General features: G+C 52.0%; 11 protein-coding genes. 4 read left to right on the plus strand and 7 right to left on the minus strand.

All coding sequences use genetic code 11. The features are described from left to right. Positions 1-514: glycosyltransferase family 2 protein (locus tag PPL9_RS31215; RefSeq protein WP_152986641.1), on the minus strand; the 514-nt coding region annotated here is incomplete at its 3' end. A gap of 261 nt (positions 515-775) precedes the next feature. Between PPL9_RS31215 and PPL9_RS08625 the strand changes: the two genes are divergently transcribed. Then, complete coding sequence (locus PPL9_RS08625) at positions 776-1,990, plus strand: serine hydrolase (RefSeq protein ID WP_057462328.1); 1,215 nt, start codon at positions 776-778, stop codon at positions 1,988-1,990. Here PPL9_RS08625 and PPL9_RS08630 read toward each other — a convergent pair. From PPL9_RS08630 to PPL9_RS08645, 4 genes are all read right to left on the minus strand, one after another. Further along, positions 1,985-2,368 carry a VOC family protein gene (locus tag PPL9_RS08630; protein ID WP_057462329.1) on the minus strand — a complete coding sequence of 128 codons (384 nt, stop codon included), beginning with the start codon at positions 2,366-2,368 and terminating at the stop codon, positions 1,985-1,987. The genes PPL9_RS08625 and PPL9_RS08630 overlap by 6 nt on opposite strands. A 158-nt stretch (positions 2,369-2,526) precedes the next feature. Next, positions 2,527-2,892 carry a VOC family protein gene (locus PPL9_RS08635; RefSeq protein WP_057462330.1) on the minus strand — a complete coding sequence of 122 codons (366 nt, stop codon included), beginning with the start codon at positions 2,890-2,892 and terminating at the stop codon, positions 2,527-2,529. Between the two features lie 58 nt (positions 2,893-2,950). Further along, positions 2,951-3,736 carry an enoyl-CoA hydratase-related protein gene (locus PPL9_RS08640; RefSeq protein WP_057462331.1) on the minus strand — a complete coding sequence of 262 codons (786 nt, stop codon included), beginning with the start codon at positions 3,734-3,736 and terminating at the stop codon, positions 2,951-2,953. 84 nt (positions 3,737-3,820) lie between these two features. After that, on the minus strand, positions 3,821-4,666 hold the full coding sequence (locus PPL9_RS08645) for a LysR family transcriptional regulator (protein WP_057462332.1): 846 nt from the start codon (positions 4,664-4,666) through the stop codon (positions 3,821-3,823). A 97-nt stretch (positions 4,667-4,763) separates the two neighbouring features. Between PPL9_RS08645 and PPL9_RS08650 the strand changes: the two genes are divergently transcribed. The 3 genes from PPL9_RS08650 (at position 4,764) to PPL9_RS08660 (ending at position 7,698) form a co-directional block, all read left to right on the plus strand. After that, on the plus strand, positions 4,764-5,681 hold the full coding sequence (locus PPL9_RS08650; protein ID WP_208989252.1) for an MBL fold metallo-hydrolase: 918 nt from the start codon (positions 4,764-4,766) through the stop codon (positions 5,679-5,681). A 204-nt stretch (positions 5,682-5,885) separates the two neighbouring features. After that, positions 5,886-6,728 (plus strand): transporter substrate-binding domain-containing protein, encoded by an 843-nt coding sequence (locus tag PPL9_RS08655; protein WP_057462334.1) that lies wholly within the window; start codon positions 5,886-5,888, stop codon positions 6,726-6,728. A 13-nt stretch (positions 6,729-6,741) separates the two neighbouring features. Continuing rightward, the gene (locus PPL9_RS08660) at positions 6,742-7,698 is read left to right on the plus strand and encodes an amino acid ABC transporter permease (protein WP_057462335.1); all 957 of its coding nucleotides are present in this window, start codon (positions 6,742-6,744) and stop codon (positions 7,696-7,698) included. A 20-nt stretch (positions 7,699-7,718) separates the two neighbouring features. Here the strand turns inward: PPL9_RS08660 and PPL9_RS08665 are convergent, their stop codons facing one another. Both PPL9_RS08665 and PPL9_RS08670 read right to left on the minus strand, forming a co-directional pair. Beyond that, on the minus strand, positions 7,719-8,384 hold the full coding sequence (locus PPL9_RS08665) for a hypothetical protein (protein ID WP_057462336.1): 666 nt from the start codon (positions 8,382-8,384) through the stop codon (positions 7,719-7,721). A gap of 25 nt (positions 8,385-8,409) precedes the next feature. Beyond that, on the minus strand, positions 8,410-9,062 hold a 653-nt coding region (locus tag PPL9_RS08670; RefSeq protein WP_152986639.1), incomplete at its 5' end, for a multicopper oxidase domain-containing protein.

The raw sequence follows: 9,062 nt of genomic DNA on the forward strand, positions 1-9,062 counted from the left end.
TCTCGCGGTAACCTCCAAGGTCTACAAGTGCGCGGCGTCGCATCATCATGGAGGGGTGAACGAAGGTGTTCTGGCCGCGATCCAATTGCGCTTTAATCTCGAAATCATCCTCTGGGAACTCAAAGGACCCCATAACCCTGTCATGATCGTTGATATGATCAGCGAAGGTGCCGAGAAACGAAATGTCCGGGTTTTCTTTAAGGAATTCAATCTGCTTGGCAAACCGCTCTGGTCTGCACAGATCGTCGCCATCCATACGGGCGATGTAAACACCACTGGCCTGTGAGATGCCAAAGTTGAGTGCGCCAGCCATGCCGAAATGGGGGGAATGCAACAGCTTGAACCGGTCATCAACAGAGGCGATGTCTGCACACACATCTTCCGATCCATCAGAAGAGTGATCGTTGATCATGAGCACTTCGAAATGAGGGAAGCTCTGGTACTTTATGCTCTGCAATGCAGGCAGTAGATATTTGCCGCAATTGTGAACCGGAAGAACGACACTGATCTCCACAATACCAACCTCATAGAGTGCTCGGGAATCTTCGAAAGGGCATGCGGGCCAAACCTAACAGCTTCCGCACCCGGTTTATTCCGGCAGATCTGGTTGGTTATAGACCGAGGTATGATTTGTTCTGAGGTGGCTAAGCATCAACCTTTCACTTCGCCCAACTGTGGCTTATTGCAGAAGAGGGAAGACAGGCTTTGCCAATCTCACAGGCTCACTTTAAGAGAAGAGAGACGATTCCAGCTGGTTGACCTGAGGCGAATTGAAATGCGCACCCTGAAAGAGATGTTTCTTGATCCAATCCTGAGCCTAAAGGATGCGCTGGAGAACCTCTCCCCCGCCAAGCGGATCACGCCGGAGATGATTGCGCTGCGCAACACGTCTGATATGGACCTGCTGTTTCTACTCTGGAATGGCAACGGCGATGACCTTTCCATGTTCTCGACCGGCTTCCTTTCTCTGGTTGGAGAACAGGGGCTGAAACGGTCTTTGGAGGATGCACTTGCCGCTTACGGAGCAGCGCAAGAAATCAGCAAAGAAACGCAAAAAAACGCATTTCTCGTCAAAACAACGCACTTTAAGATCGTTGTCCTGTTGGAGCGGGAAAGATCCGGCAAAATCAAAGGCTTATTTATCAAGCCTGCGCTGTATCAGGTAGAAAACCTTGATGAGTGTCTGTCTCTGATGCAAGAGATGGTTGGAACGTCCAGCCTTCTCATTCGCAAAGATGGTGTAGAATTTTTCAGCAAAAATGCAGATCAACCCTTAGCGATTGGCCCAGCTTACAAGCTGTTTGTGATGCAGGAACTGGTGCGCCGTGTGAAAGGCGGTGAGCTGAAGTGGAACCAGAAGGTTCGACTGGAAAAAGACTTGGAATCCCATCCGGTTAGCAGTCTTTACGCCAAAATGAGTGGTGGATTGGTGACCCTGCAGGTGGTTGCACAGCACATGATGACAGCCTCTGACAATTCCGCTGCCGATGTTGTTCTCAACCTCATCGGCACTAAGTCATTGGAAACGCGGGAAGAACGGACGCCGTTCCTGACATCTCGTCAGTTTTATCAACTCAAGGCGGATCGTGATCTTGCCGAGAGATATGGTCAGGCGGGTGTTGCTAAGCGCCGGAAAATTCTGGAGAAAATCGAGGAACGTTCACTGCCCGCGATTGAGGATGTAGCCGACCCATATCTCAGCGGAGTGGAATGGTATGCAAGCGCGGAAGAACTCTGCGATGTGATCGGCGAAATAGCAGATGACAAGGCGATGCAGTTCAACCCTGGCCTGGCGGAAAAGACCGACTGGCAACGCATTGCTTTCAAAGCTGGAAGCGAGATCGGTGTTCTTAATTTTACCTATGATCTCAAAGGGTTGAACGGAGTGCATTGGCAGGTTGCGGTGACGTGGAACCACGAAGATATTCTGCCGGAGGGCAAGTTGCTCGGCCTCACCAACGCGTTGTTGCAGGAGCTGAAGAAGCTATAGTTTGTGCTGCACCATGTCCTCGGGTTGCATCAGTTCAACGCGGTTGCCGAAGGGGTCATGGGTGGTTCTTCTCAGGAAACCAATGAAGGTCGGGTCCTCTGAAACCTCATATCCCGCATCCCGCAGGTGCTCTGTGAGTTTCATGATATCATCCACCACGAAGGCCGGATGACCCACCTTGTTGGCGACAAACGGGTCTTGCACGCTCAGGTGCAGATTGACAGAACCTACTGAAAACCAACCACCTTGTTGGTGCCGCGCTATCTCAGGCCGCTCAATTTCTTCAAAGCCCAACAGGTCCACGTAAAACTCGCGGGCGAGCTTATCCCCGTCAGGCGCGATGGGAAGGTTGATGTGTTGCAAACCGAGAATGGTCATCTGCCGAGGCTCCTGTGCCGAGGTGAGCTTGCTTGATTAACTCACCCTCTAACACACACAGGATATCGTGAGGTTTTCGAAAACTCGAAGATTTTCTGTTTATTTATCAATGTCTAAAGCAGAAATTTGAATCCTATTCTGGCGTGCAGCGCCAGCAGTCAGGCCGTCTTCTGCATCAACTCGATGCGGTTGCCAAACGGGTCTTCGGTGAACTTTCGGATGTAGCCCGGCAATGGTTTGTCGTCCTTCAACACAGCGCCTGTTGCGGCCAGACGATCAACCGTTTCCTGAAGGCTATCCAACAAAAAGGCGGGATGGGCCTTCTTGTTTGGGGTGAACGGATCTTCCACGCCAACATGCAGGTTAACGCTGCCTGCAGTGAACCAGACTCCGCCACGGCCTTGTAAAGACGCAGGTTTTTCGACTTCGGTAAAACCGAGCAGGCCGATGAAGAAAGCGCGGGCCGCGTCTTCCTGCCCTGCTGGCATGGTCATCTGGACGTGATCAAGTGCAATAATGCCCATATATATCCTCAATTATGGTTTTGGGAGGCGCCGCAACCACACGAGAAGGATACAGGCGCTATTTGAAAACAGGTGAGCGTTTTTCAAGAAACGCGTTCAGGCCCTCGGCATGGTTTTCCGAATTTCCAGCCCGACGCTGCATCTCCGCTTCCCGCACAAGCTGGTCTTCCAACGTGCTATCAGCTGATGCATGAATGAGATGTTTGGTCATGGCATACGCCGATGTTGGGCCTTTTGCAAGTTTAGTTGCAACATCTAGTACCTCGCCCTGAAGTTGGTCGTCTTCAATGGCTTCCCAGATCAGGCCCCAATCTGCTGCGCGGTCCGCAGTCAGCGGCATACCAGTCAGCATCAACCCCTTGGCACGCACCTCGCCCACCATCCGTGGTAAGTGAAAGGATGCACCAGCACCAGGGACAAGACCTAACTTGCTGAAAGCGTGTATGAATTTTGCGCTCTTGGCGGCAAACACCATGTCGCAGGCAAAGGCGAGACCAGCCCCAGCACCCGTTGCAACGCCATTCACAGCGCACAAAACCGGCTTTTCCATCTGCCGGATTGCGTGAATAATCGGGCTGTAATGTTGTGTTAGAACATCACCCAAATCCGGCTTTTCGCCAGTGCTGTCGGGCAGGATGTCGTTGAGGTCCTGTCCGGTGCAAAAGGCGCGGCCTGAGCCGGTGAGGATAACCGTGCGCACCTCAGAGCTGGTGTGGGCCTCGTTCAACGCGGAGAGCAGGTCCTGACGCATCTCTGGTGAGAGGGCATTGAGTTTGTCTGGGCGGTTGAGCGTTATTCTCAAAACACCACCAAGCTGTTCTTTTAAAAGGGTATCCTGCGCCATACTCTCTCGTCCCATGCAATCAGTCACTAAAATCTGCGGGGATACTAACGAATTGATCAGCCTGCGCCCATAAGCCATTTGGTCTTACCGGTGGGCTTTTGCGCACTCTATGATGTGTTGGATAAAAGCCCGTGTGCGTTTCGGTCTGTGCTTTCGGGCTGGGGTTACAATGTAAAGCGGTACCTCAGGGATCTGCAGTGTGGTTTTTAGGTGGTGTAACCGGCCTTGTTCTACCTCATGCTCACAAAGTGAAATTGGCAGCACAGCAACGCAATCCGTTGATAATGCGAGTTGTTTGGTCAAACGGAAGTTGGTGGTCTCTATCGTATGAGTGGAGGTTGTACCCACCAAGAACTCAGCTAGAAATCCTCCCGGATCTCTGAGTGCAAAGGAGGCAATGTTGTCCTCTGTGATGAGCTTGTGCGGTTTGCGAGAGAATAGTCCAACAGGGTCATAAGTGTAGCGCTGCGCGATCAGAGTTTCGTCTCCCGGATGCCGCGCTCGGATGGCAAGATCGAAGTGATCTGCCACGAGATCCACCGGACTGTCGCTCATATCAACGTAAAACGAGACCTTGGGATGCAGCTTGCCAAAGCTGCTCAGCAGCGCTTCCAGCGTTTCTGCCGGATAATCTGTTGGGACGGAAAGGCGAATGTTTCCAGAGAATTCGTCTTTCTCTTGCAGGTCGCTTTCAGCTTGTAGAAGCGCTTCCAAGGCTGGCTCGCACTGCTGCAAAAACCGTTCACCCTCCAGCGTCAAAGAAACCCGCCGTGTGGTGCGGTGAAGCAATTGCACGCCGAGCCGTTCCTCCAACGCTTGCACGCGAGCTGTAACCGTTGAACGGGGAATACTCAGATGCTCTGCGGCCTCAGTGAAGGAGTTCAGGCGAGCGACGTCAACGAAGGTTTGCAACTGGATGATGTTCGTCATTATGCAATTATATCGTTTAATGATGACAGTATTATCTGAATACTCCAGCCGCTCAGAGTTTGCTAGCCCTATGCTCCATATAGAGATAGGTGACAAGATGAATAGACGGAAATTTCTTGGTTTAAGCGGAACAACAGCACTGGTTTCTGCCGTTGGTTTGCCTGTACTAGCGCATGCCAAAGTGAACGGTTCACCAGAGGAAACACTGCAGATACAGTGGCTTGGCGGCGCCACAATGCTCATCAGCTTTGATGGAGTGACGTTCCTCTCGGATCCTGCCTTTGGCGTTGGGAAGCAAGCGATTGTGATGCCGAACCCGAATGAGATGTTTGATCTCGCCAAGGGGCCCAACCTGAAACCACAACCACGATTTAGGGCGTTACCTGCGTTTGATCTTGGAGCGGTGACTGCAACACTGATCAGTCATTCGCATCCAGACCACTTTGATGCAGCAGCAGAGGCGAGAATTGCATCTGACATGCCGATGGTTGCGACAGAGCATGACAAGCAAGTACTTGCAAAGAAGGGCTTTTCCAATATCACCGCTCTGCCATGGGGCGAGCATATGGTGTTCCCGACTAAGTCTGGTCAGATCACGATCACGGCAGTTCCCGCCCAGCATTCTGAGAATGTGGAGATCCTGAAGATCCTCGGACCGGGCAATGGGTACTTCTTTGAGTTTGCGGCCGGTGATTATCGCAGGACCATGTACTGGACTGGCGATACCTTCCCGGTAGATGATGTGATGGCCAAAGTCCAAGCTCTTGGTGCCATTGATGTTCTTGTGCCACATGTTGGCGGGGTGGGTGTGACGGGCGCTCTTGGGAAGATCAGCATGGATGCCGCAGATGTGGTGGACATGGTGGATCGCCTGAAGCCGAAACGCGTCCTGCCTATTCATCACTCCACGTTTGGGCTGTTCCTTGAACCGATCTGGAAACTGGCGCAGGCGATGGAGAGGCATGAAGCAGGTCTTGATGTCATCGCAGAAGGCAGCACGGTTCAATACCAATAGATGAAGATGTATGTGCGATGACTATTATGAGTCATCGCACATACTATCTAGTAAATGGGCAATCAGAAGAATAAATAGATTAGCCTTATAGATTTCACTCAGTGAAACTGAAGTGTATTCATATATGAATAAATGAGAATCTCTTGTTTACCTTGGTTCTGTTGCCTAGGATCACTCGGATAATATTATTATTTGGAGGGGTAAATGAATATTATTAAATCAATCGCGAGTATTGGCTCGGTTGTCAGCGTGTCTTTGCTGGCCTTATCTCAACCCGCATTTTCCGGCGAAGTGATGGACCGCGTCATGGAGAGTAAGGTGATCCGCGTCGCCACCAACTCCGGATATCCGCCGGCTTCATTCCTGAATGCTGATGGTGTGTTTGAAGGTTATGACATTGATGTTTCAAAAGAAGTCGCCAAACGTATGGGCGCAAAGGCAGAGTTCCTGAACCCGGCTTGGGAGGCCATTACATCCGGCAAGTGGGGCGGGCGCTGGGAGATGTCCATCGGTTCCATGACGCCAACACCTGCCCGCGCGAAAGTGCTCGATTTTCCAGCAGTTTACTATTACACGCCTGCTGCGTTTTACGTGCACAAGGACGCGTCTTATGAGACGGTTTCGGAGCTGAATGGCAAGCGCATCGGGGCCAGCACAGGTTCAACCTTCGAGTACTATCTTCAGCACGAATTAGAGCTGGATGCGGCTTATTCTCCTGCGTTCGAGTTTGCGGTGACACCGGGTGAGGTCCGCACCTATGAGGCTGACAGCAACGTTTTGGATGACCTGCGTTTGGGAGATGGCAAACGTCTGGATGCTGGCATCACTTCGGTCCCAACCATTCTGGAAGCGATCAAGGCGAACTATCCGATCCGTATTCTGGGAGAGGCGGTGTTCTTTGAGCCTTTGGCCGTTGTGACGTCTCGTGATGACCCTGAGTTTTCTCAGAAAGTCGGCGAAATCATTGAGGAAATGCGGGCTGATGGCACTTTGGTTGAGCTTTCACAAAAGTGGTTCGGGGCTGACCTTGTAACCACGACGCACTAGTGCGGTTGGTCCTATGACACTGCTCGTGAACCTGTTTAGCCATGCGCCCTCTCGGCGCCTGGTTTTCTTCGCGGTACTGGCAGCGTTGCTCATGGCGTTTGATCAGAGCAACGTTGGGCAATACCTGACGACCCTTCTGAACCTTGATGTGGCTCCTGATACCGCTTCCGTGCTGGCCGCATTTGCGATTTCTGCCGTGATCACAGCAGACGTTGTGTTCGTCTCCAAACTGCCAATGAAGGTGCAAGTGCCGATCTATTGGGCGCAGCTTCTGGCGCTGTTTCTGGGGTTCTTCTATTCGTTTGACCTGTCGTTTCCGTTCATTATCGAGCGGTTGCCGATCCTGCTTTACAAGGGGCTGTTCTACACGCTCTTTGTCTCGTTTGCGTCCATCATTTGCGCCAGCTTACTGGCATTTGTTGGGGCACTTGCCCGTCTGTCCAACTCAGGTCCAGCCTATGCGGCTTCAACGTTCTACGTTTCGTTTTTTCGCGGTACGCCGTTGTTGTTGCAGGTTTATCTGATTTATCTGGGCTTGCCGCAACTTGGAATCACACTGGATGCAATCCCATCAGGCATTCTGGCTTTGTCGCTCAGTTACGGGGCCTATATGACGGAGATTTTCCGAGGGGGCATACAGGCGGTTCCACGGCAACAGTCAGAAGCCGCCGCCGCTCTGGGCTTGCAGCCCTGGCAGGTCATGTGGAAGGTGGTTTTGCCTCAGGCAATCCGCATCATCATTCCGCCAACGGGCAACAACTTCATCTCTATGCTCAAGGACAGCTCGCTGGTGTCTGCCATGGGCATTATGGAGCTCATGTATCTGGCACGGACGCTTGGGCGCTCCGAGTTCAAACACTTTGAAATGTTGATCAGCGCCGCGCTCATCTACTGGGCGGTTAGTTTCGTCTTTGAGATGATACAGGCACAGCTGGAGAAGCGGTATTCAGCGCCGCAGAAGGTTGGGTAAGCAAAAGGAAAGAGGGCCACTCAGGCCTTCTTTCTGTCGCGAAGCAAGTCATGACACTTGAGAGCGCAGTAATAGCCGATAGTGAAGAAGATGCTCATGGCAAGGACTTGTAGATAGAACCGGTCAAACGTGTTCCGGTGCAGTATCAGGTTGAGTGCATGGCCTACGTAAACGCCAAACATCATCATGGAAATTGCGAAGACGTGTATGAAGGTTTTTGCGCTTTTTGAAGCCGGATGCCCTTTGCAGTGATCCGCGAAAAAACAGGTTACAATACAAGCGCCCACCATGATGAGGGTCATCCAGTTCAGATAAACAGCAGCCAGTGTCAGGCTGTTCATCTGTTGCATTGCCAGGTTCTGGTCAATGGACAGATCGATCTGGTAGCCCAAAATCATACCGAACCCGCCATAAACAAACCCGCTCCAGAAATACGTGAAGAGGTAGCTGGGCATACCTGCGTTTTGCAGGCTGACCATGCCTGCAAAGAATATGGCGAGAACGAAAGCAACTTCAAATACATGAAGGGTGTCGGGCCGCGTGATCATCGCCACCACAGCCAGCTGAAGTACGAGCATCACTCCATAACCAATGGGGTTGGTAAGCAGAAAATGGCTCAGAGAAAAGCTGCGCATTCGTTTTGGCTTCCGCTCGTTGTCAGGGCTGATGCCGTGTACCTCAGTCATGTGAACCTGATGTTGTCTCGGGCCGTTACTGGTTGTTGTTCCAGTCGTCTTTTTCCTTCAGATCCCTGACGACTTTCACGTGCTGCATCATGCCGCCATCCTCGTGGTAGAGCAGGTGGCAGTGCAAAGGATACTTGCCGACGAAGTCCTTGAACCGCATGCGAAATTTCACATGTCCATGAGGCGGAACCTGAATGGTGTCCGCCCAGAATGGAAGCTCCAGCGTGTAATCCAAAGGGTCTTCGCCCTGAATTTCAAAGACATACATGGGGTTCACATGGATATGGATGGGATGCGGAAACTCGCTTTCATTCTCCAGCGTCCATTCTTCCACGGCGTCCAGTTCAACCCAATGATTGACCACCTCACAGCCGCCAAACTGGCCGTGGTCGATGGTGACGTTCACCCCGCGGTAGTACTTGTCGGGATTGTCCAGCGTATTCGCCTGGAAGGTCAGCGTGCGTTTGTTGGTTACTTCTTCTGGGCCGATTGATTCCAGCAGTCTGCCACGCAGGCTTTCCGGGAAAGGCGGTGGAGTGGTGCGCTCAGCTGTTTCGCTCGGCATGTAGATCGCTGCGCCGATCTCCTCGCCGCGCTCCACCTCAATGGCAAAGAGTGGCGGGTTGTTGTGGTACTTGTAATGCGGAATAAACTGGTATTCGACCGAGTCATTTTGCA

It is taken from the genome of Pseudovibrio sp. POLY-S9 (assembly GCF_001431305.1).
In the GTDB taxonomy this organism is placed as follows: domain Bacteria; phylum Pseudomonadota; class Alphaproteobacteria; order Rhizobiales; family Stappiaceae; genus Pseudovibrio.

What these genes read in the sequence shown, in the direction of transcription:
- PPL9_RS08650 (WP_208989252.1), top strand. Translation starts at nt 4,764, where the DNA reads ATGAATAGACGGAAATTTCTTGGTTTAAGCGGAACAACAGCACTGGTT.
- PPL9_RS08655 (WP_057462334.1), top strand. Translation starts at nt 5,886, where the DNA reads ATGAATATTATTAAATCAATCGCGAGTATTGGCTCGGTTGTCAGCGTG.
- PPL9_RS08665 (WP_057462336.1), bottom strand. Translation starts at nt 8,384, where the DNA reads ATGACTGAGGTACACGGCATCAGCCCTGACAACGAGCGGAAGCCAAAA.
- PPL9_RS08630 (WP_057462329.1), bottom strand. Translation starts at nt 2,368, where the DNA reads ATGACCATTCTCGGTTTGCAACACATCAACCTTCCCATCGCGCCTGAC.
- PPL9_RS08660 (WP_057462335.1), top strand. Translation starts at nt 6,742, where the DNA reads ATGACACTGCTCGTGAACCTGTTTAGCCATGCGCCCTCTCGGCGCCTG.
- PPL9_RS08645 (WP_057462332.1), bottom strand. Translation starts at nt 4,666, where the DNA reads ATGACGAACATCATCCAGTTGCAAACCTTCGTTGACGTCGCTCGCCTG.
- PPL9_RS08625 (WP_057462328.1), top strand. Translation starts at nt 776, where the DNA reads ATGCGCACCCTGAAAGAGATGTTTCTTGATCCAATCCTGAGCCTAAAG.
- PPL9_RS08635 (WP_057462330.1), bottom strand. Translation starts at nt 2,892, where the DNA reads ATGGGCATTATTGCACTTGATCACGTCCAGATGACCATGCCAGCAGGG.
- PPL9_RS08640 (WP_057462331.1), bottom strand. Translation starts at nt 3,736, where the DNA reads ATGGCGCAGGATACCCTTTTAAAAGAACAGCTTGGTGGTGTTTTGAGA.